At 39.6% G+C, this 21530-nt stretch carries 28 protein-coding genes; 23 read left to right on the top strand and 5 right to left on the bottom strand.

Going from position 1 to position 21530, the window contains the following annotated elements; all coding sequences use genetic code 11:
- Positions 1 to 27 precede the first annotated feature (27 nt).
- On the bottom strand, positions 28 to 1368 hold the full coding sequence (locus O3633_RS02855; protein ID WP_371620311.1) for a sodium-dependent transporter: 1341 nt from the start codon (positions 1366 to 1368) through the stop codon (positions 28 to 30).
- Between the two features lie 231 nt (positions 1369 to 1599).
- Between O3633_RS02855 and O3633_RS02850 the strand changes: the two genes are divergently transcribed.
- A complete protein-coding gene (locus O3633_RS02850; protein ID WP_049530672.1) occupies positions 1600 to 2340 on the top strand; it encodes a MerR family transcriptional regulator in 741 nt (246 codons plus the stop codon).
- Positions 2341 to 2460: 120 nt separating this feature from the next.
- Here O3633_RS02850 and O3633_RS02845 read toward each other — a convergent pair whose 3' ends face one another.
- The 4 genes from O3633_RS02845 to O3633_RS02830 form a co-directional block, all read right to left on the bottom strand.
- Entirely contained in the window at positions 2461 to 2916 is a 456-nt protein-coding gene (locus O3633_RS02845; RefSeq protein WP_371620310.1) for an 8-oxo-dGTP diphosphatase, read from the bottom strand.
- A gap of 10 nt (positions 2917 to 2926) precedes the next feature.
- Entirely contained in the window at positions 2927 to 3448 is a 522-nt protein-coding gene (locus O3633_RS02840) for a DUF1697 domain-containing protein (protein ID WP_371620405.1), read from the bottom strand.
- Positions 3449 to 3486: 38 nt separating this feature from the next.
- Positions 3487 to 4665 carry an aminoacetone oxidase gene (gene aao, locus O3633_RS02835; RefSeq protein WP_049530670.1) on the bottom strand — a complete coding sequence of 393 codons (1179 nt, stop codon included), beginning with the start codon at positions 4663 to 4665 and terminating at the stop codon, positions 3487 to 3489.
- 227 nt (positions 4666 to 4892) lie between these two features.
- Entirely contained in the window at positions 4893 to 5738 is an 846-nt protein-coding gene (locus O3633_RS02830; RefSeq protein WP_049530669.1) for a DegV family protein, read from the bottom strand.
- A gap of 124 nt (positions 5739 to 5862) precedes the next feature.
- Between O3633_RS02830 and O3633_RS02825 the strand changes: the two genes are divergently transcribed.
- The 22 genes from O3633_RS02825 (at position 5863) to O3633_RS02720 (ending at position 21521) form a co-directional block, all read left to right on the top strand.
- Positions 5863 to 6420 carry a TetR/AcrR family transcriptional regulator gene (locus tag O3633_RS02825; protein WP_000840875.1) on the top strand — a complete coding sequence of 186 codons (558 nt, stop codon included), beginning with the start codon at positions 5863 to 5865 and terminating at the stop codon, positions 6418 to 6420.
- 18 nt (positions 6421 to 6438) lie between these two features.
- A complete protein-coding gene (locus O3633_RS02820; RefSeq protein ID WP_000136981.1) occupies positions 6439 to 6906 on the top strand; it encodes a deoxycytidylate deaminase in 468 nt (155 codons plus the stop codon).
- 86 nt (positions 6907 to 6992) lie between these two features.
- Positions 6993 to 7622, top strand: coding sequence for a uracil phosphoribosyltransferase (gene upp / locus O3633_RS02815; RefSeq protein WP_000517029.1), 630 nt, complete (start codon positions 6993 to 6995; stop codon positions 7620 to 7622).
- 172 nt (positions 7623 to 7794) lie between these two features.
- The gene (gene clpP / locus O3633_RS02810) at positions 7795 to 8385 is read left to right on the top strand and encodes an ATP-dependent Clp protease proteolytic subunit ClpP (RefSeq protein WP_000613459.1); all 591 of its coding nucleotides are present in this window, start codon (positions 7795 to 7797) and stop codon (positions 8383 to 8385) included.
- Between the two features lie 75 nt (positions 8386 to 8460).
- Positions 8461 to 8730, top strand: a complete 270-nt coding sequence (locus tag O3633_RS02805; RefSeq protein WP_371620309.1) for a YlbG family protein — start codon at positions 8461 to 8463, stop codon at positions 8728 to 8730.
- An 87-nt stretch (positions 8731 to 8817) separates the two neighbouring features.
- Entirely contained in the window at positions 8818 to 9978 is a 1161-nt protein-coding gene (locus O3633_RS02800; protein WP_049530666.1) for an ABC transporter substrate-binding protein, read from the top strand.
- Between the two features lie 114 nt (positions 9979 to 10092).
- Entirely contained in the window at positions 10093 to 10962 is an 870-nt protein-coding gene (locus O3633_RS02795; protein WP_000941435.1) for a branched-chain amino acid ABC transporter permease, read from the top strand.
- Positions 10963 to 10965: 3 nt separating this feature from the next.
- Positions 10966 to 11922, top strand: a complete 957-nt coding sequence (locus O3633_RS02790; RefSeq protein ID WP_000662278.1) for a branched-chain amino acid ABC transporter permease — start codon at positions 10966 to 10968, stop codon at positions 11920 to 11922.
- Positions 11922 to 12686, top strand: a complete 765-nt coding sequence (locus O3633_RS02785; protein WP_371620308.1) for an ABC transporter ATP-binding protein — start codon at positions 11922 to 11924, stop codon at positions 12684 to 12686. Before O3633_RS02790 ends, O3633_RS02785 begins: the two co-directional genes overlap by 1 nt.
- Entirely contained in the window at positions 12686 to 13396 is a 711-nt protein-coding gene (locus O3633_RS02780) for an ABC transporter ATP-binding protein (RefSeq protein ID WP_000062228.1), read from the top strand. Before O3633_RS02785 ends, O3633_RS02780 begins: the two co-directional genes overlap by 1 nt.
- A gap of 322 nt (positions 13397 to 13718) precedes the next feature.
- The gene (locus O3633_RS02775) at positions 13719 to 14375 is read left to right on the top strand and encodes a CBS domain-containing protein (RefSeq protein WP_371620307.1); all 657 of its coding nucleotides are present in this window, start codon (positions 13719 to 13721) and stop codon (positions 14373 to 14375) included.
- 128 nt (positions 14376 to 14503) lie between these two features.
- Positions 14504 to 14794 carry a 30S ribosomal protein S6 gene (rpsF, locus tag O3633_RS02770; protein ID WP_001151786.1) on the top strand — a complete coding sequence of 97 codons (291 nt, stop codon included), beginning with the start codon at positions 14504 to 14506 and terminating at the stop codon, positions 14792 to 14794.
- Between the two features lie 11 nt (positions 14795 to 14805).
- On the top strand, positions 14806 to 15276 hold the full coding sequence (gene ssbA / locus O3633_RS02765; protein WP_000609604.1) for a single-stranded DNA-binding protein SsbA: 471 nt from the start codon (positions 14806 to 14808) through the stop codon (positions 15274 to 15276).
- A 32-nt stretch (positions 15277 to 15308) separates the two neighbouring features.
- Positions 15309 to 15548, top strand: coding sequence for a 30S ribosomal protein S18 (gene rpsR / locus O3633_RS02760; RefSeq protein WP_000068664.1), 240 nt, complete (start codon positions 15309 to 15311; stop codon positions 15546 to 15548).
- 324 nt (positions 15549 to 15872) lie between these two features.
- Complete coding sequence (locus O3633_RS02755) at positions 15873 to 16376, top strand: GNAT family N-acetyltransferase (protein WP_371620306.1); 504 nt, start codon at positions 15873 to 15875, stop codon at positions 16374 to 16376.
- Between the two features lie 80 nt (positions 16377 to 16456).
- A complete protein-coding gene (locus tag O3633_RS02750; RefSeq protein ID WP_371620305.1) occupies positions 16457 to 17857 on the top strand; it encodes a bifunctional Cof-type HAD-IIB family hydrolase/peptidylprolyl isomerase in 1401 nt (466 codons plus the stop codon).
- Between the two features lies 1 nt (position 17858).
- Entirely contained in the window at positions 17859 to 18221 is a 363-nt protein-coding gene (locus O3633_RS02745; RefSeq protein WP_000689622.1) for a S1 RNA-binding domain-containing protein, read from the top strand.
- A gap of 49 nt (positions 18222 to 18270) precedes the next feature.
- Entirely contained in the window at positions 18271 to 19017 is a 747-nt protein-coding gene (locus O3633_RS02740) for a tRNA1(Val) (adenine(37)-N6)-methyltransferase (protein ID WP_000229054.1), read from the top strand.
- Positions 19007 to 19291 (top strand): GIY-YIG nuclease family protein, encoded by a 285-nt coding sequence (locus tag O3633_RS02735; protein WP_371620304.1) that lies wholly within the window; start codon positions 19007 to 19009, stop codon positions 19289 to 19291. The genes O3633_RS02740 and O3633_RS02735 overlap by 11 nt, the downstream gene beginning before the upstream one ends.
- An 84-nt stretch (positions 19292 to 19375) precedes the next feature.
- Entirely contained in the window at positions 19376 to 20311 is a 936-nt protein-coding gene (locus O3633_RS02730) for a manganese-dependent inorganic pyrophosphatase (protein ID WP_371620303.1), read from the top strand.
- A gap of 63 nt (positions 20312 to 20374) precedes the next feature.
- On the top strand, positions 20375 to 20887 hold the full coding sequence (locus tag O3633_RS02725) for a YiiX/YebB-like N1pC/P60 family cysteine hydrolase (protein ID WP_371620302.1): 513 nt from the start codon (positions 20375 to 20377) through the stop codon (positions 20885 to 20887).
- Positions 20871 to 21521 (top strand): DUF1803 domain-containing protein, encoded by a 651-nt coding sequence (locus O3633_RS02720; RefSeq protein ID WP_371620301.1) that lies wholly within the window; start codon positions 20871 to 20873, stop codon positions 21519 to 21521. The genes O3633_RS02725 and O3633_RS02720 overlap by 17 nt, the downstream gene beginning before the upstream one ends.
- The last annotated feature ends 9 nt before the right edge of the window (positions 21522 to 21530 follow it).

Genomic DNA, 21530 nt, shown 5'->3' with positions numbered 1-21530 from the left:
GTTCATTACTCAAGTCCTTTTTTGTATTTACATAAATTGGGCGATAAAGACCACAATGATGATAATTGGGATGATGAAACGAAGAAGGAAGAGCCAGACTTGGAAAAGTCCTTGTTTCAAAGGTGTTTCATCAAGATGGAGTTCCTCCATAGCAAGAGCCTTTTTAAAGATATAGCCTGTAAAAAGTGAAAGACAGAGAGCTCCAAATGGCATGAGGAGGTTGGAAACCAAGAAATCCATAGCGTCAAAGAAGGTCTTTCCAAAGATTTGAACATCCGCCATGACACCGTAGGATAGGGCCGAAGGGATACCAAAGATAAAGGTTAAGATACCTAAAATAAGACTCCATTTATTACGTTTTTCGTTATCTTGGCCAGTGATATTTCCAACATTAATCTCAAGCATGACAACTGAAGAGGTTACTGTTGCAAAGAGGAAAAGTAATAGGAAGAGAATATAGAAAATACTTCCAAGAGGCATCTTGTCAAAGAGTTGGGGCAAGACGATAAAGAGGAGACTCGGACCACCTTCAGACTGGATATTAAATGCTGACATAGCTGGGAAAATAGCTAGTCCTGCCATGATCGATACAGAAATGTTCATGGTAACGATAGACATACCTGATTGGACTAGATTGGTTTTCTTATCTAGGTAAGAAGCATAGGTCAACATGGCAGTAACACCGAGAGATAAAGCAAAGAACGACTGTCCTAGAGCATAGAGGAAACCAGCACTTGTCAGTTTTGAAAAGTCAGGTTTGAGGAAGTAAACCACACCTTCCATGGCATTTGGCAAGCTGAGAGAGCGCCCGATAATAATGACAAAGATGATAAATAGCAGGGGCATCATGACCTTAGATGCTCTTTCAATCCCTTTTTGGACTCCCTTAGATACGATAAAGATATTGAGGAAGATAAAAAGAGCTTGAGACCCAAGGGCAATCCAAGGATTTGAAATGATGTCTGTAAAGAGTTGGGCATAATCACTGCTAATCCCAACTTGGAAGGCTTTAGCAATAGCGATACCTAGATACACTAAAACCCATCCCCCAATAACACTATAAAAAGATAAGAGGATGAAAAGGGCAAAGGCACCGATCCAACCGATAAAATTGTACTTGTTATTGTTGCCAAGTTTTCCAAAGGTTTTGATTGCTGACACGCCAGCGCTCCGACCGAGGGCAAATTCAGCCAAGAGAAGTGGAAATCCAATCAATAGTGTCGAGATGAGAAAGACCAGTAAAAACCCTCCCCCACCATTGGCAGCGGTCATATAAGGGAACTTCCAAACGGCTCCAAGACCAATAGCAGAACCAGCAGATGCAAGGATAAAGCCCAGTTTTGAGCCCCATTGCGATTTTTCAGACATTGTTAAACTCCAATCTAGTTTTCTAAATAAGAAAAGGCTACTTGAGTTGTCAAATAGCCCTCTCTCAATTGCTCTTTAAGAGCCTTTTATTTGATTAATAGACTTGATTATCCTATCATGATTTTTCAAGCCTGTCAAGAAAGCGATTTTCATGTTTTCATAAAAAATATGATAAAATACTTGACTCTACCCTAAGGTAAGGGGATATACTATTCATGTGAGGAGGAAATCATGTACCATATCAAAGAAGCTGCGCAACTTTCAGGTGTCTCCGTCAAGACCCTCTACCATTATGATAAGATAGGACTCTTGGTTCCGTTAAAGTCAGAAAATGGCTATCGAACCTACAGTCAAGAGGATTTAGAACGACTTCAGGTTATCCTCTATTACAAGTATCTAGGCTTTTCTTTAGAAAAAATAGCAGAGTTATTGAAGGAAGATACGACAGATATATTGTCACATTTAACTAGACAGTTGGATTATTTAACCCAGGAGAGGCAACATCTAGACACCTTGATTTCAACCTTACAAAAAACCATTCAAGAACAAAAAGGAGAAAGAAAAATGACTATTGAGGAAAAATTCACTGGATTTAGCTACCAAGACAATCAAAAATACCACCAAGAGGCGGTAGACAAATATGGCCAAGAAGTCATGGATCAAGCCCTTGATCGTCAAAAAGGACGAGAGGATGAAGCTACAACAGCCTTTAATCAAATCTTTCAAGCCTTGGCTCAAAATCTCAAAGATGGTCTACCTGCAACAGCATCTGAAAATCAAGAGGAAGCAGCCAAGCTCTTACAAGCTATTCGTACTTATGGATTTGACTGCTCTATGGAAGTCTTCGGTCATATCGGAAAAGGATATGTCTATAATCCAGAGTTTAAGGAAAATATTGACAAATTTGGGCCAGGAACAGCACAGTACACATCAGATGTCATTGCCCACTATGTAGGCACACAAACTCGATAAAACTCAAAGACCAAGCTAGAACTGAAAAAGCCAGTAACAGAATTTTAATTGGAGGACACAGACCTAGCTTGAAGATTAGACAAGCTAAAAATCGGCGGAGATACCTCTGCCGATTTACTGTTATTTGAGTTGGTAAGACCAGTCTTCCCCATCCTTATAGTAAAAGAACTCACTGAGATCTTCTTCAAGAAAAACACGAAGCATATCAGACATATCCTCAGTAGCCAGTTTAAGATGAGATAGATTTTCAAAAGCCTCCCACCAGACTTTTCCTTCGTCTGAAGATTGGAGCTCACCAGTAAAGTGTTCTGCTTTGTAAAAGAGGACAACATAACGATAGTCCTCGTCATCATACCAATCTTTGATACCACAGAGTTGAGGCTTAGAAATGGTCAGACCAGTTTCTTCCTTCACTTCGCGAATGACAGCATCGACAAAGGATTCGCCACGTTCAACATGGCCACCAGGAAAAGTAATGCCAGGCCAGTTAGGACTAACTCGGTCTTGAACTAGGACCTTGTCCCCATTTTTAATCAAGCACATGTTGACAAATTCGACTGATTCTCTTCTGCTCATATTATTTTTCCTATTTTGTTAGTAATGTTTCTACCACGTTTAACTTTCGCATGGTCAAATCAACGCCGAACAGCTTTTCAAGATAGTTGGTATTAAGCTTTTTTCGTTTTGCAGTTCTAGGGAGATAGAGGTAAAGACAATGGTTGCCGATACAAATTTCTTCTTCACCATAGTCACTATCCAATTTTTCTAATGGTAGACTTTGGATATCATTTTGAAAAAGGATCACATGTATTCGGTCAAAAAGATAGTGTTTTCCAAATGGGTTTTCTTGGACAATTTTTGCAAAATCATTTTTGTTCTTGATTACCATTTTTAAATCAGCACCAATTTTTTCCTTTATTAGAGTGTGAACCTGTTCTCGTATTTCTTCCAGAGATAAGTCACTTTCAAGAATGATATTCCCACTTTGAATATAGGTTCGAACGTGTTGAAAATCAGCCTCTATCAAGATATCTACTAGATAAGACATTTTAGGGATAGCATTTTTTCCATTAGGAGTAACTCCCCTTAGTAAGATAATATGTTCCAAAGTAGTTCCTTTCTTATCTAACATCCTTAGATACTAAATCATTTATAGATTAAGTTTGAGCCTGCCACCCAGCCAGTACAGAGGGCAGAAGTGATGTTAAAGCCACCCGTGTGGGCGTTGATATCTAGGACCTCTCCTGCAAAGTGAAGGCCAGGAACCAGTTTACTTTCCAGCGTTTTAGGATTGATTTCCTTGAGACTAACACCTCCTTTGGTAACAAAGGATTTAGCCAAGGACATTTTTCCTGTCACAGGGATTTTGAGTGCCTTGATAGACTGGAGAAGTTGATCGCGTTCTCTTTCAGTTAGTTGTTTGACTTTTTCAGGATATCCTTGCACAAAAAATTCTGCCAAGCGTTCAGGGAGTATAGCTTTTAAGGCATTTTTCAAGGATTTTTCACGGTTCTCTTCTAAAAAGTCAACTAAGTCACCTTCTGAAAGTTGTGGCAAGACATCTAGAGAGGGAATTTCCCCACCCTTGACAAAGCTAGACATGCGTAGCGCAGCAGGACCTGACAAACCAAAGTGGGTAAAGAGTAGGTCATGAGTGATGACATGCTTGCCATAGCTTAGGGTCACATCGTCTAGGGAAATCCCCTGCAAGGCCTTATGCGGGAAATCAGTCAACAATGGACTTTCAGCAGCCTCAAGCTCGGTAATGGTGTGTTTGAAATGGCGAGCAATCTCATAACCAAAACCAGTAGAGCCAGTAGAAGGATAGGATTTTCCACCTGTTGTGACAATGAGTTTATCACAAGTGAAGGTTTGATCTGTAGACTTCAGGACAAACTGGTCGTCAATCTTTTTAACCGAAACAATCTCTGTTTGAGTGGCAACTTGCCCACCTAGCTCCATGATTTTCTTTTCCAGTGCTTCGATAATGGTCCGAGATTTGTCACTGGCTGGAAAGACGCGGCCATGGTCTTCGACCTTGAGTTTTACGCCATTTTCAGTAAAAAAGTTGATGATATCATGGTTGTCAAACTGGGAAAAGACACTGTATAGAAAGCGGCCATTTCCGGGGATGCCAGCTAATAGGTCATCCAGAGTTCCATTGTTGGTCACGTTGCAACGACCACCACCAGTACCAGCTAATTTTTTTCCAAGTTTTCGATTTTTTTCGATGAGAAGTGTTTTCTGCCCATAAAAGCTACTTGAAATCGTAGCCATCATACCAGCCGGGCCTCCCCCGATTACAATAGTGTCAAAATATTTCATAAAAGTATTGTATCATAAAAAAGACGGAGGGGCAGAAATCGATAGATCAAGTTTTGCATGATAGTACCTAGTCCCGTGAATCTTTATCAAACCGGTGGCTTCTTCAAACTTATGTATTGACAAGATGAAATTATCAGTACAAAAGTCTACTCAGCTACAGTAGAAAAGATAATTGCTGATAAAAATTGAGGTCGGGACATTGAATCCCGACCTCTGTCTTATATAAATTAGTCAATTTCATATCCCATGAGGAGTCCACCTTCTTCAGCATAAAAACTGCAGAGTCCAGAGGTTGGGATAATTTTGATTTCAGCTTGTGGGAATTTTTCACGTAAGAGCTCTGAGAGCTGTTGGCAGAATTTATCATTACTGCGGTGAGCCATAACGATACGTCCACCAGCATAGCCGGCTTTAATTAATTCTTCATAGGCAGCTTGAAGAGATTTTTTAGCACCACGAGCCTTTTGGAGAAGTTCCAAGGTTCCAGTTTCACTTGCTTCCCCAACCATACGAATATTGAGGAGCCCAACAACTGTACCGATCAGTTTACTCAAGCGACCATTCTTAACCAGATTATCAACCTTAGCGAGAACGAACAATAACTTAGTTTTTTCTTGGTAAGCAGTAATAGCATTAACCACTTCTTCAAAAGAAAGTCCTTGGTCAATCAAATCATTGATTTTCTCAACGATTAGATCAACTTCCCCACCAGCAGACAAGCTGTCAATAACATGAATCTGAGTATCAGGATGTTCTTCGAGATAGAGATTCTTAGCTAATTGAGCGCTGTTTTGACTACCAGAAAGAGTTCCGGTAATGGTCACTACAAAAATATGTTTTGCCCCTTCAAATGCTCGCAAGTAATCATCAGGGCTAGGACAAGCTGATTTTGAAGCTTCAGAAGTTGCATACATGGTTTCCATCATTTTGTCAATATCAAGACTAGCATCGTCAATAAAGACTTGATCAGCCACTTGAATGGTTAAGGGAACACTGATGAATTCAGTATCAATTGCTGGATTTGCCAGTTGACGATAATCACAACCAGAGTCAGCTACAATCTTCCAAGTCATAGAAATTCTCCATCTTTATCACTTATACATTGACAAAGGTTCTGTCTTTTTTTACAATTATATCATGAAAAATCTTAAAACAAAAGTCTCGTCACTCTGTTGTCACAAGTAGAAAGGAAGTGTTATGGCCGAACGAAGAATTTCTGAAAATTCACTTGAAAATCTCAGAAAATCCAATCAAGAATCCAATTTACTGACCAGAGAAGCTATTGAAACAGCTCTCTTGCAACTTTTGGAGAAAAAGGAATTGACAAAGATTAGCATTTCCGAATTGGTCAAACGTGCTGGTGTTTCCCGTGCAGCCTTTTATCGAAACTATGACTCCAAAGAAGAGATTTTAGAAAGTGTCTTTAAACGAAGCGTCCATAACATTATGGAGCAATTGAGTCATTACGATGTTAAAACGGACCTCTATCTGGTTTGGGTTCGCCTCTTTAGAGAAGCCAAGAAAGAGGCGAAGGTTATTCAGCTTGCCTTGGACTACCACTTGGAAAAAATCTTTGTGCAAGCCATGCAAGAATTTTTAGAAAAATACTATGGAAAATCAAAAGGAGTCAGCTCTTACCTGCATTCTTTTTGGAGTTCGGCCATCGTATCAGTTTTGCTTAAGTGGATCAAGGATGGAATGAAGGTTCCGGCTGAAAAAATTGCAGATTTACGCCTACCATTTTTCAAAAAATAAACCAAGAGGAGAGAAGATATGACAGAAAAAAGACTGGCTTGGGATGAGTATTTTGCTGCTCAAGCTCTATTGATTGCCAATCGTTCAACCTGTAAACGCGCTAAGGTAGGAGCTGTTTTAGTCAAGGATAATAAGGTGATTTCAACAGGATACAATGGTTCTGTATCAGGAACGGAGCATTGTATTGACCATGACTGTCTGGTGATTGAGGGCCACTGTGTACGCACTCTTCATGCAGAGGTAAATGCTATACTACAAGGGGCAGAACGTGGCGTTCCAAAAGGATTTACAGCCTACGTTACACATTTTCCATGCCTCAACTGTACCAAGCAATTGCTTCAGGTAGGTTGTGAACGTGTCGTTTATATTAATCAGTACCGTATGGACGACTACGCCCAGTATCTCTATCGTGAAAAAGGGACAGAGTTGACCCATTTACCACTTGAGACAGTACAAGCAGCTCTTCAAGAAGCTAACTTGATTTAAAAATTAAAAAAAAGATGGTTTAGAAGGATTTTTAAACCATTTTTTGATATAATAAGAAGAGTAAATTGAAAGAAGGAATTCAAAAAATGGGAAAACTTGAAGTCATTAATCATCCGCTCATTCAACACAAATTGTCAATCTTGCGTCGCACAGACACTTCTACAAAAGCTTTTCGTGAGTTAGTAGATGAAATTGCTATGTTGATGGGATATGAAGTGCTTCGTGATCTTCCGCTTGAAGACGTTGAAATCGAAACACCCATCACAAAAACAGTCCAAAAACAATTGGCTGGTAAAAAATTGGCAATTGTTCCAATCTTGCGTGCGGGTATCGGGATGGTCGATGGGCTGTTGAGCTTGGTTCCAGCAGCCAAAGTTGGACATATTGGTATGTACCGTGACGAAGAAACTCTTCAACCAGTAGAATACTTGGTTAAATTACCTGAAGATATCGACCAACGTCAAATTTTTGTGGTTGACCCTATGCTTGCAACAGGTGGTTCTGCAATCTTGGCTGTTGATTCCCTCAAAAAACGTGGAGCCTCAAACATCAAATTTGTCTGCCTTGTATCTGCTCCAGAAGGTGTAAAAGCTCTTCAAGAAGCTCACCCAGATGTAGAAATCTTTACAGCAGCTTTGGATGAACGCTTGAACGAACATGGCTATATCGTTCCAGGTCTTGGTGACGCTGGAGACCGTTTGTTCGGAACTAAGTAGAATTCTAAGCTTACCCTAAAACTGTCCATTAGTTTTAGTCTAGAAAGGAGGTTGAATTTTTGTGTCTGTTTTTAGGATAGAGCAAAAATTTGACCTTTTTTGACCAAAAAGATATAATAGTCCTGTATCAAGTCGCTTGACTAGGAAATTTAGAAATCAGAAGGAGAAATGAATGATTCCTGTAGTTATTGAACAAACAAGTCGTGGAGAACGTTCATATGACATTTACTCACGTCTTTTAAAAGATCGTATCATTATGTTGACTGGACCAGTCGAAGACAATATGGCCAATTCAGTTATCGCCCAATTGCTTTTCTTGGATGCCCAAGATAGTACAAAAGATATCTACCTTTATGTAAATACTCCAGGTGGTTCTGTATCAGCTGGTTTGGCAATCGTTGATACTATGAACTTTATCAAGGCAGATGTCCAAACCATTGTTATGGGGATGGCTGCTTCAATGGGAACAATCATTGCTTCAAGTGGAGCAAAAGGCAAGCGTTTTATGCTTCCAAATGCCGAGTACATGATTCACCAACCGATGGGTGGTACAGGTGGTGGTACACAGCAAACAGATATGGCCATTGCTGCTGAACACTTGCTTAAAACTCGTAAGACTTTGGAGCAAATTCTTGCAGATAATTCTGGTAAATCAGTTGAGCAAATCCATGCAGATGCTGAACGTGATTACTGGATGAGCGCTCAAGAAACACTTGAATATGGTTTCATTGATGAAATCATGGCTAATAATTCTTTGAATTAATTTTTTGAAGCAAACTCGACTGAGTTTGCTTTTTTTGATATAATAGTAAGAAGATTGTTAGAAGGAAGTTGTAATATGTTTCAAAAAGAGAATCGGTCTGGTCTGATTATCTACCTATACTATAATCGCGATGCTAAAAAACTCGATCATTATGGTAATATTTGTTACCACTCTAAAAAACACCGTTATCTGCAACTTTATGTCCCAACAGAAGAAGTGGAAGAACTGGTTAGCCGTTTAGGAAAAGAGAAATTTGTCAAAAAAGTGAGACAATGTCATATCCAAGAATTGGAAACTCCCTTTGTTGGTAGTCTCTACAGAAATAACGAAAACGTTATCATGTAAAAATTTAGATAAATGTGTTGACAATTTTCAGATAATTCGGTATATTCTTAACATGCTATTTATTTAAGAAAAAAGGAGACAAAAAAGATGAAGAAAAAATTTGCCCTATCGTTTGTGGCGCTTGCAAGTGTAGCACTTCTTGCAGCCTGTGGAGAAGTGAAGTCTGGAGCGTCAAACGCTGCTGGTAACTCAGTAGATGAAAAGACAATCAAAATCGGATTTAACTTCGAAGAAACTGGTGCCGTAGCTGCCTACGGAACATCTGAACAAAAAGGTGCCCAACTTGCCGTTGATGAAATCAATGCCGCAGGTGGTATCGATGGAAAACAAATCGAAGTAGTTGATAAAGATAACAAGTCTGAAACAGCTGAGGCAGCTTCAGTTACAACTAACCTTGTAACCCAATCTAAAGTATCAGCAATCGTAGGACCTGCGACATCTGGTGCAACTGCAGCTGCGGTAGCGAACGCTACAAAAGCAGGTGTTCCATTGATTTCGCCAAGTGCTACTCAAGATGGATTGACTAAAGGTCAAGATTACCTCTTTATCGGAACTTTCCAAGATAGTTTCCAAGGAAAAATCATTTCTAACTATGTTACAAACAAGTTGAACGCTAAGAAAGTTGTTTTGTATACTGATAACTCAAGCGACTACGCTAAAGGAGTTGCAAAATCATTCCGTGATTCATTCTCAGGCGAAATCGTAGCAGATGAAACGTTTGTATCAGGTGATACTGACTTCCAAGCAGCTTTGACAAAAATCAAAGATAAAGACTTTGATGCAATCGTATTACCAGGTTACTACACAGAAGCTGGTAAGATTGTAAACCAAGCTCGTGGTATGGGAATTGATAAACCAATCATTGGTGGTGATGGATTCAACGGTGAAGAGTTTGTACAACAAGCAACTGCTGAACGCGCATCAAATATCTACTTCATCTCAGGTTTCTCAACTACTGTAGAAATTTCAGCAAAAGCAAAAGCCTTCCTTGATGCTTACCGTGCTAAGTACAATGAAGAACCATCAACATTTGCAGCCTTGGCTTATGATTCAGTTCACCTTGTAGCAAACGCAGCAAAAGGTGCTAAAAACTCTGGTGAAATCAAGGATAACCTTGCTAAAACAAAAGACTTTGAAGGTGTAACTGGTCAAACCAGCTTCGATGCAGACCACAACACAGTCAAAACTGCTTACATGATGACTATGAACAATGGTAAGGTTGAAGCAGCAGAAGTCGTAAAACCATAATTATAGATATTGTAAATGGGGAATGAGCTTTTACTCACTCCCTGTTTCGGTATTTATGAAAGGATTATTTTTTTTTAAAAATCCTAAAAATAATAATTAGAAAGAGTGAACCATATGCTTCAACAACTTGTCAATGGTCTAATCTTGGGTAGTGTCTATGCGCTACTAGCCCTAGGTTATACTATGGTTTATGGAATTATCAAGCTCATTAACTTTGCTCATGGTGATATTTACATGATGGGTGCTTTCATGGGTTATTTTTTGATTAATTCCTTGCAATTAAATTTCTTTGTTGCCTTGATCTTATCGATGATCGGTACAGCGATTCTCGGTGTTATCATTGAGTTCCTAGCTTATCGTCCATTACGTCATTCAACTCGTATCTCTGTATTGATTACAGCTATCGGGGTATCCTTCTTACTGGAGTATGGAATGGTCTATCTGGTAGGTGCTAACACACGTGCCTTTCCTCAAGCAATCCAAACAGTGCGTTATGACTTAGGACCAATCAGTCTAACAAATATTCAATTGTTGATTTTGACTGTCTCACTTGTTTTGATGGTTCTTCTACAACTCATCGTACAAAAAACCAAGATGGGGAAAGCTATGCGTGCTGTTTCTGTAGATAGTGATGCTGCTCAGCTGATGGGGATTAACGTGAACCGTACAATCAGTTTCACCTTTGCATTGGGTTCAGCTCTAGCTGGTGCAGCGGGTGTCTTGATTGCGCTTTACTATAACTCTCTTGAACCATTGATGGGAATGACTCCAGGTATAAAATCATTCGTGGCTGCCGTTCTTGGTGGTATCGGAATTATTCCTGGTGCAGCTCTGGGTGGCTTTGTTATTGGTCTTTTGGAGACATTTGCTACCGCCTTCGGAATGTCAGATTTCCGTGATGCCATTGTGTACGGAATCTTGCTCTTAATCTTGATTGTTCGCCCAGCTGGTATCCTCGGTAAGAATGTGAAAGAGAAGGTGTAAACAATGAAAGAAAATTTAAAAGTTAATATTCTATGGTTATTCCTTTTGTTGCTTGGATATGGTTTGATTAGCCTATTGGTTTCTGTAGGAGTCTTGAACCTTTTCCATATTCAGATTATTGAACAAATCGGTATCAACATTATTCTAGCAGTAGGTCTTAACCTTATCGTTGGGTTTTCTGGTCAGTTTTCACTTGGACATGCTGGATTTATGGCTATTGGTGCCTATGCAGCAGCCATTATCGGATCAAAATCTCCAACCTATGGTGCATTCTTTGGAGCTATGTTGCTCGGTGCAATCATTGCTGGTCTGGTTGCCTTGGTCGTTGGAATTCCTACCTTACGCTTGAAAGGGGATTATCTTGCGGTTGCGACACTTGGTGTTGCTGAAATTATTCGTATCTTCATTATTAATGGTGGAAGCCTTACAAACGGTGCAGCTGGTATTTTGGGGATTCCTAACTTTACAACTTGGCAAATGGTATATTTCTTTGCTGTGATTACAACGATTGCTACTCTCAATTTCCTTCGTAGTCCTATCGGGCGTTTAACTTTATCTGTTCGTGAAGATGAGATTGCTGCTGAGTCAGTAGGGGTAAATACTACAAAAATCAAAATCATCGCTTTTGTTTTTGGTGCTGTTACTGCAAGTATCGCTGGTACTCTTCAGTCAGGATTTATCGGATCAGTCGTACCAAAAGATTATACGTTCATCAACTCTATCAATGTATTGATTATCGTTGTATTTGGTGGTTTAGGATCCATTACAGGGGCAATTGTTGCTGCAATCGTGCTTGGAATCTTGAACATGCTCCTTCAAGACGTGGCCAGCGTTCGTATGATTATCTATGCTTTGGCCTTAGTACTCGTTATGATCTTCAGACCAGGTGGTCTTCTTGGGACATGGGAATTGAGCCTATCACGTCTCTTTAAAAAAGGTAAGAAGGAGGGACAAAACTAATGGCATTGCTTGAAGTAAAAAATTTAACCAAACATTTTGGTGGTCTGACAGCCGTTGGGGACGTCACTCTCGAATTGAACGAAGGTGAACTTGTTGGTTTGATTGGACCGAATGGTGCTGGGAAAACAACCCTCTTCAACTTGTTGACAGGTGTTTATGAACCAAGCGAAGGAACAGTAACCTTGGATGGTCACTTATTAAATGGCAAGCAACCCTATAAAATCGCATCTCTTGGTTTAGGGCGTACCTTCCAAAATATCCGCCTTTTTAAAGACTTGACAGTTTTGGATAACGTTCTGATTGCATTTAGCAATCATCATAAACAACATGTTTTTGCAAGTTTCTTGCGCTTACCAACTTTTTATAAGAATGAAAAAGAATTGAAAGCTAAAGCCTTAGAATTACTAAAAATCTTTGATTTGGATGGAGATGCTGAAACTCTAGCTAAAAATTTAGCCTATGGTCAACAACGTCGCTTAGAGATTGTTCGTGCTCTTGCTACAGAACCTAAAATCCTCTTCTTGGATGAGCCTGCAGCGGGTATGAATCCACAAGAAACTGCAGAATTGACTGAGTTGATTCGTCGTATTAAGGATGAATTCAACATTACTATCATGCTGATTGAACATGATATGAACTTGGTTATGGAAGTTACGGAGCGTATTTATGTTCTTGAGTACGGCCGTTTGATTGCTCACGGGACACCAGATGAAATCAAGAGTAATAAACGTGTTATCGAAGCTTATCTTGGAGGTGAAGCCTAATGTCTATGTTAAAAGTTGAAAACCTCTCAGTACACTATGGTATGATTCAAGCTGTACGTGATGTGAGCTTTGAAGTAAATGAAGGAGAAGTTGTTTCCCTTATCGGTGCAAATGGTGCTGGTAAAACAACCATCCTTCGTACCTTATCAGGCCTTGTTCGTCCAAGTTCTGGTCGGATTGAATTTTTAGGACAAGAAATCCAAAAGATGCCTGCACAAAAAATTGTGGCATCAGGACTTTCTCAAGTACCAGAAGGACGTCACGTCTTCCCTGGTTTGACAGTTATGGAAAACTTGGAAATGGGAGCCTTCCTTAAGAAAAATCGTGAAGAAAATCAAGCAAATCTGAAAAAAGTATTTTCACGTTTCCCGCGTTTAGAAGAACGTAAAAACCAAGATGCAGCTACCCTATCAGGTGGTGAACAGCAGATGCTTGCAATGGGACGTGCGCTTATGTCAACGCCTAAACTTCTTCTCTTAGATGAACCATCAATGGGGCTTGCTCCAATTTTTATCCAAGAAATTTTTGATATCATCCAAGATATTCAAAAACAAGGTACGACCGTTCTTTTGATCGAGCAAAATGCCAATAAGGCACTTGCCATCGCAGATCGAGGCTATGTACTGGAAACAGGAAAGATTGTCCTATCAGGAACAGGTAAAGAGCTCGCAGCATCAGACGAAGTCAGAAAAGCATATCTAGGTGGCTAAAAAGGTCCGGGGGACCTTTTTAGTCGGCGGATAGAGATTGCTTGGCAATCATCAGAACCAGTGGATTGTTTTAGTCGGCAGATAAAGATTGCAAAGCAATCCACATTAGTCCGGAGGACCTTTTTAGTCGGCAGATAAAGATTGTCTTAGTCTGCGGGAAAGATTGCCAAACAAATTACATAATCATAAGATTGAGGGCCCTAATATAGGGCTCTTTTTATAGTATTTCAGAGTTTTCAGAATCTTGAAAAAGAGATGAAAGCGTTTGATTGATTTTCGTAAAAAGTGTATAATAAAGCTATAAACATAAAGGAGAGTTCCTATGGCAGTTAAAGATTTTATGACACGAAAGGTCGTATATATTAGCCCAGATACGACTGTAGCACATGCAGCAGACTTGATGCGCGAACAAGGTTTGCATCGTCTTCCTGTTATTGAAAATGATAAATTAGTTGGTCTAGTAACAGAAGGAACAATTGCTGAAGCCAGTCCATCAAAAGCAACGAGTCTTTCAATCTTTGAGATGAATTACTTGCTTAATAAAACAAAGGTAAAAGACGTCATGATTCGTAATGTTGTAACTGTCTCCGGTTATGCAAGTTTGGAAGATGCAACCTATCTTATGCTGAAAAATAAGATTGGAATCTTGCCAGTTATTGATAATGAACAAGTTTATGGTGTCATTACTGACCGTGATGTATTCAGAGCATTTCTTGAAATTTCTGGTTATGGCGAAGAGGGAATCCGTGTTCGTTTTATCACAGAAAATGAAGTTGGGGTACTTGGTAAGATTGTTTCTTTAATCGTTGAGGAAAATCTTAATATCTCTCATACTGTTAATATTCCACGTAAAGATGGTAAGATTGTTATCGAAGTTCAAATTGAGGGAACGGTTGATCTAGCTAACTTTAAACAGAAATTTGATTCTGAGAATATTCAGGTTGAAGAAATTGCACAAACTTCTGCAAAAAAACTGTAAAAAATAAAATAGAAGCATTTTTTACTTGCGAAAAAAATTTTTTTCTAGTATAATAATTTATTGTGAGCAAACCTCACTTACCCCTTGCAAAGTCTTGGGGTCATTAGACCAAAAGGAGGAACATATCAATGGCTAAATACGAAATTCTTTATATCATTCGTCCAAACATTGAAGAAGAAGCGAAAAACGCTTTGGTAGCACGTTTTGACTCTATCTTGACTGACAACGGTGCAACTGTTGTTGAATCAAAAACATGGGAAAAACGTCGTCTTGCATACGAAATCCAAGATTTCCGCGAAGGACTTTACCACATCGTTAACGTTGAAGCAAATGATGATGCAGCTCTTAAAGAGTTTGACCGTCTTTCAAAAATCAACGCTGACATTCTTCGTCACATGATCGTCAAAACTGACGCGTAAGAAGGTAGATTATGATTAACAATGTTGTACTTGTAGGGCGTATGACTCGTGACGCTGAGTTGCGTTATACCCCATCAAATGTAGCAGTTGCGACTTTTACTCTTGCAGTAAACCGTACATTTAAGAGTCAAAATGGCGAACGTGAGGCTGATTTTATCAATGTCGTTATGTGGCGCCAACAGGCTGAAAATCTTGCTAATTGGGCAAAAAAAGGCTCACTTATCGGGGTGACAGGCCGTATTCAGACTCGTAGTTACGATAACCAGCAAGGACAACGTGTCTACGTGACGGAAGTCGTGGCTGAGAATTTCCAAATGTTGGAAAGCCGTAGTGTGCGTGAAGGACATACTGGTGGAGCTTATTCTGCACCAAGTTCAAACTATTCAGCACCTACTCAATCAGTGCCTGACTTTTCACGTGATGAAAATCCATTCGGAACAACAAATCCTTTGGATATTTCAGATGATGATTTACCATTCTAATGGACAATTAATACTATAAAGGAGAAAAAAACATGGCTCAACAACGTCGTGGCGGATTCAAACGCCGTAAAAAAGTTGATTACATCGCAGCAAACAAAATTGAATATGTTGATTACAAAGATACTGAGCTTCTTAGCCGTTTCGTTTCAGAACGTGGGAAAATCCTTCCTCGTCGTGTAACAGGAACTTCAGCTAAAAACCAACGTAAAGTAACAACAGCTATCAAACGCGCTCGCGTAATGGCTTTGATGCCTTTCGTAAACGAAGATTAAAAAAAGGGGTCCGGTGGACCTCTTTTTCATGAGCCCGAAAATAAGGAAGCGAATTAAAACCCGGGTGGGTCTTTTTTTCACGAGCTTTGAAATGAGAGAGCGAGTTTGGGTCCAGTGGACCTCTTTTTCATGAGCTTGAAAACAAGAAAGCGAATTAAGACCCTTACGAGTCTTTTTTTCACGAGCCTTGAAATGAGAGAGCGAGTTTGGGTCCGAGTGGACCTCTTTTTCAGACCCGGTTGGGTCTTTTTTCACGAGATAGTTTTTTTCTGACCTTGGCGTGCTATAATGGTAATAGTAAGAGTGAAGGTGGGTAAGTCAAAGATGAATTGTACGATTAGAAATATGATTAAGTCTGATATTGAATCCTTATCTCATGGATTTATGAATCAAGGTTGGCCTGGTAGAGAGGAAATTTTGGCTAGATATTTTCTGGAACAGGAAAGTGGGGAGAGAGAAGTCTTAGTTGGAGAGATTGATGGTGTTGTAGCGGGCTACGTTACCATTTTGCCCTCTGCTAAACATGGTCCTTTTGCAGAAGTCTATCCAGAATTATCAGATTTTAATGTGTTTGAGCCTTTTCGAAATCAAGGGATTGGGAATCAACTGCTAGAAGAAGCAGAAAAACGAGTCAAGTTTGTCTCGAGTAAGGTCACTCTTGGTGTAGGTTTGCACTTAGGCTATGGCCCTGCCCAGAGATTGTATATCAGACGGGGCTACATTCCAGATGGGACAGGTGTCTGGTATCGAAATCAACCCTTAGAAATGAATGCAACTAGCCAAAATAATGATGATTTGGTTTTGTATCTAGTAAAGGAATTCGGATAAGAGACAAGGATTTTATTGGGGATGTGGGATTTCTCTACTTTATGGTATAATGGAAAGAGTGAATTGAAGGAGGCAATGAGATGGATGCGAAATTAAGATATAAGGCAAAAAAGATAAAGATTGTTTTTTTTGATATTGATGATACTTTGCGAAACTCAAAGACTGGTTTTATCCCAACCTCAATTCCAACAGTATTTCAACAATTACGTGAAAAAGGTATTTTAACTGGGATTGCGACTGGTCGTGGAATTTTCGGTGTCGTTCCAGAGATTCGCGAACTTAAACCTGACTTTTTTGTTACTCTGAATGGTGCCTATATTGAGGATAAAAAAGGCAATGTGATTGATAGTAACAAAATCTCTAAAGATAAGGTTGAAAGCTATATTGCTTGGACTAAGGAAGTGGGGATTGACTATGGTTTAGTTGGTAGTCATACTGCTAAACTCTCCACTAGAACTAAGTTGATTAGTGAGGCCATTGATCCAATTTATCCTGACTTGGATGTTGATCCTGATTTTTATGAAAAAGAAGACATCTATCAGATGTGGACTTTTGAGGATCAGGGAGATGACCTGACTTTGCCTGAAAGTTTAGCATCGACTTTGCGTATGGTACGTTGGCATGAACATTCGTCAGATATTGTGCCGATTTCAGGTTCAAAAGCAGCTGGTGTAGCAAAAGTTGTAGAACATTTAGGTCTTAAACCAGAGAACGTCATGGTTTTTGGGGACGGACTTAACGATTTAGAGCTCTTTGATTATGCAGGCATTAGTGTCGCTATGGGTGTTTCTCATGACAAAATCAAAGAAAAAGCAGATTATATTACAAAAACATTAGAAGAAGATGGCATCTTTGATGCCTTAGAAGGATTTGGTATGGTAGAAAAAGAATTACATTTTCCACAAGTAGACATTGAAGCAGTAGAAGGTCCAATTGCGACTATTAAGACAAATCACGGGGATATGCGTATCAAACTTTTCCCTGATCACGCACCAAAAACAGTAGCCAACTTTATTGCTCTGTCTAAAGACGGTTACTATGACGGGGTAATTTTCCACCGTATTATTAAAGATTTTATGATTCAAGGTGGAGATCCAACTGGAACTGGTATGGGTGGCGAATCAATCTATGGTGAGTCATTTGAGGACGAGTTTTCAGAAGAACTTTACAATATCCGCGGAGCCCTTTCTATGGCTAATGCTGGGCCAAATACAAATGGTAGCCAGTTCTTTATCGTGCAAAATCAACACTTGCCATACTCTAAGAAAGAAATTGCTCGTGGTGGTTGGCCAGAACCAATTGCGGAAATTTATGCGGAACAAGGTGGAACTCCTCACCTTGATCGTCGTCACACAGTTTTTGGACAGCTTGCAGATGAAGCTTCTTATGAAGTTCTGGATGCAATTGCAGGTGTAGAAACAGGTGTAATGGACAAGCCAGTTGAAGATGTCGTTATCGAAACGATTGAAATCGAGGACTAGGATGAAAATAGGTGATAAGCTAACAGGGCGAATTACAGGGATTCAATCTTATGGAGCCTTTGTGGAGTTAGAGACTGGTATCACAGGCTTGATTCATATTTCTGAGATTCGTACAGGATTTATCGAGAATATCTATGATGTACTGAAAATCGGTGAAGAAGTTCAAGTCCAGGTTGTCGATTTGGACGAATATACAGGGAAAGCAAGTCTTTCTATTCGGACTTTGGAAGAAGAGAAACATCAATTACCGAGACGGAGACGTTTTTCAAGTGACCGTGTCAAATACGGATTTGCTCCTTTGGCTCGCATGATGCCTATCTGGACCAAGGAAGCTATTTCTAATCTAAATAAGAAAAAGTCTTAATTGATTTTTTCTCTCTTGAAATGTTAATATAGTTTGTTATAATAGAAGTATGGTAGAAGAATTATTAAAATCAGGAGAGAGAATCAATCAGCTCTTTTCTACAGATATCAAGATTATTCAAAATAGAGAGGTTTTTAGCTATTCGGTGGATAGTGTACTTTTGTCACGCTTTCCTCGCTTTCCTAAAAATGGCTTGATAGTGGATTTTTGTGCGGGTAATGGAGCTGTTGGACTTTTTGCCAGTAGTCGTACTAAGGCGAAAATTCTGTCTGTTGAAATCCAGGAACGATTGGCGGATATGGCAGACCGGTCAGTCCGATTAAATGGCTTAGAAGAACAGATGCAGGTCATTTGTGATGATTTGAAAAATATGCCTGCTTACATTCAGGGGAGTAAGGTTGATTTGATTTTATGCAATCCTCCCTATTTTAAGGTGGACCCAAATTCTAATCTGAACGAGAGTGAGCACTATTTGTTGGCTCGGCACGAAATTACGACCAATCTTAAGGAAATCTGCCGTAGTGCCCAGAGTATTCTCAAATCCAATGGGCGTTTGGCCATGGTCCATCGTCCTGATCGATTGTTAGATATTTTAGACACGCTTCAACAGCATAATCTAGCTCCAAAGCGTCTGCAATTTGTTTACCCTAAACGGGAGAAAGAAGCCAATATGCTTTTGATCGAGGCTATCAAGGACGGCTCCACTAGTGGTTTTAAGGTTCTGCCACCACTCATTGTTCATAATGATGATGGTTCCTATACTCCAGAAATTCAAGAGATTTACTATGGATCATAAGGCTTACATGTATGTGGTAGAATGTTGTGATGGTACCTACTATACTGGCTATACAACGGATGTTAAAAAAAGAATCGCCGTTCACAATAGTGGTAAGGGAGCCAAGTACACACGAGCTCGGTTGCCAGTAAAACTTATCTATGTAGAAGGTTTCGATAGTAAAGAAGAAGCCATGTCGGCTGAAGCGCTTCTAAAACGTAAGAAGAGGCCACAGAAGGAAAGATTTTTATCTGAAAACCAAGAAAAAAATTTAATCAGTCATTTTGAAGACTAGAGGGGAGTTCTTTGACTCCTCTTACTTTTGTCAAAAATTGAAAAAAATGCTACAATAAAGAGAATAAAGAAACGAGGTATTATCATGTCTAAGATTCTAGTATTTGGTCACCAAAATCCAGATTCAGATGCTATTGGTTCATCTGTAGCCTTTGCCTATCTTGCAAAAGAGGCTTATGGATTGGATACAGAAGCGGTGGCTCTTGGAACTCCAAATGAAGAAACAACTTTCGTATTGAACTATTTTGGTGTGGAAGCACCGCGCGTTATCACATCAGCTAAAGCAGAAGGTGTAGAACAAGTCATTTTGACTGACCACAATGAATTCCAACAATCAGTTTCAGATATTGCTGAAGTTGAAGTTTATGGTGTGGTGGATCACCACCGTGTGGCTAACTTTGAAACTGCCAGTCCACTTTACATGCGTTTGGAACCAGTTGGATCAGCATCATCTATCGTTTACCGCATGTTCAAAGAACACGGTGTAGCTGTTCCAAAAGAAATCGCAGGTTTGATGCTATCAGGTTTAATTTCAGATACTCTTCTTTTGAAATCTCCAACAACACACCCATCTGATAAGGTGATTGCGCCTGAATTGGCTGAATTAGCTGGTGTGAACTTGGAAGAATACGGTCTTGCAATGCTCAAGGCTGGTACAAATTTGGCAAGCAAGTCAGCAGAAGAATTGATCGACATCGATGCAAAGACTTTTGAATTGAACGGTAACAACGTACGTGTTGCCCAAGTGAATACAGTTGATATTGCTGAAGTCTTGGAACGCCAAGCTGAAATCGAAGCAGCCATCCAAGCCGCAAATGCAGCAAACGGCTACTCTGACTTTGTTTTGATGATTACAGACATCGTCAACTCAAACTCAGAAATTCTTGCACTTGGTGCCAACATGGACAAGGTAGAAGCAGCTTTCAACTTCAAACTTGAAAACAACCATGCTTTCCTTCCAGGTGCTGTTTCACGTAAGAAACAAGTGGTACCACAATTGACTGAAAGCTTTAATGCATAATGATAGATGGGGAAACCCATGATAAAAAAGGAGTTTCGACTCCTTTTTTGCTAGGAGGAGATCATGTTAGAAAATGGCGATTTGATTTTTGTGAAAGATGATTCGGATATAGGACAGGGCATCCAGGAATCTACAGGTAACTACAGTCACGTGGCTATCTTTTTGGACGGACAGGTCTATCATGCTACGGTGGAAGGTGGCGTCCTTGCCCAGGCTCCTGAGGATTTCTTTGAAGCTGAGAAAGTATATGACCTTTATCGCTATCCAAAAATGGATCAAAAAGAAGTCAAAAAGCTGGCAGAGAGCCTTTTAGGCGCTCCCTACAATGCTTCCTTTTATCCCGACGGAGCTGGTTTTTACTGTTCTCAGTTTGTAGCAGAAATTCTTCCTATTTTTGAGACCATTCCCATGAAGTTTGGGGATAATATACAGGAAATTAGTGATTTCTGGAGAGAATATTATCGAGATTTGGGACTTCCTGTACCTCTGAATCAGCCTGGCACTAACCCGAGTCAATTAGCAGTATCACCACTTTTAGTTTGTAAAGAAAGGAATCTTCATGATTCAGATTTTTAATCCATCTCGTTTGACGCGACAACCATTCTTTAGAGATTTGGTAGACTATCTTGATCAGCATGATGATGTTATCCTGCGTGAAATCAAGGCTCAGTTTCCAGATCTTCCAGTTGACAAGTATTTGGAGGAATACATTAAGGCGGGTTTGATTTTGAGAGAAAATAAACGCTATTATCTCAATCTTCCCTTTCTAGAATTTACAGAATCTCTTGAACTGGACCAAGAAGTCTTTGTGAGAGATGATAGTCCAATCTATCAAGAAATCCTGGAGAAAGATTTTCAGACCGAATTGCGAAATCAAACCAATGCAGCAATCTTAAAAGAATATACCGATTTTGCAAGAGAAAAGATGACACTGTCTAATTATTTTTATAAGGTCAAACATCAGTATCCTTTGACGGAAGAACAGCAGGCGCTCTATGGAATTTTAGGGGATGTCAATCCTGAGTATGCCCTTAAGTATATGACTACTTTTTTGCTCAAGTTTCTTAAGAAAGATCAACTCATGCAGAAACGCAGAGATATTTTCGTTGATAGCCTAGTCTTATTAGGTTACATCGTTCAAAATGAAGATGGAAAATATGAGTTGACTGTAGAATTTGATAAAGAAAGACTCATCTTTATAAAAAAATAGAAGAAGGCT

Source organism: Streptococcus sp. 27098_8_22 (genome assembly GCF_041432415.1).
GTDB lineage: Bacteria > Bacillota > Bacilli > Lactobacillales > Streptococcaceae > Streptococcus > Streptococcus pseudopneumoniae_M.
The sequence above is the reverse complement of the archived record's forward strand: the minus strand, read 5'-3'. Positions and strand labels throughout refer to the sequence as shown.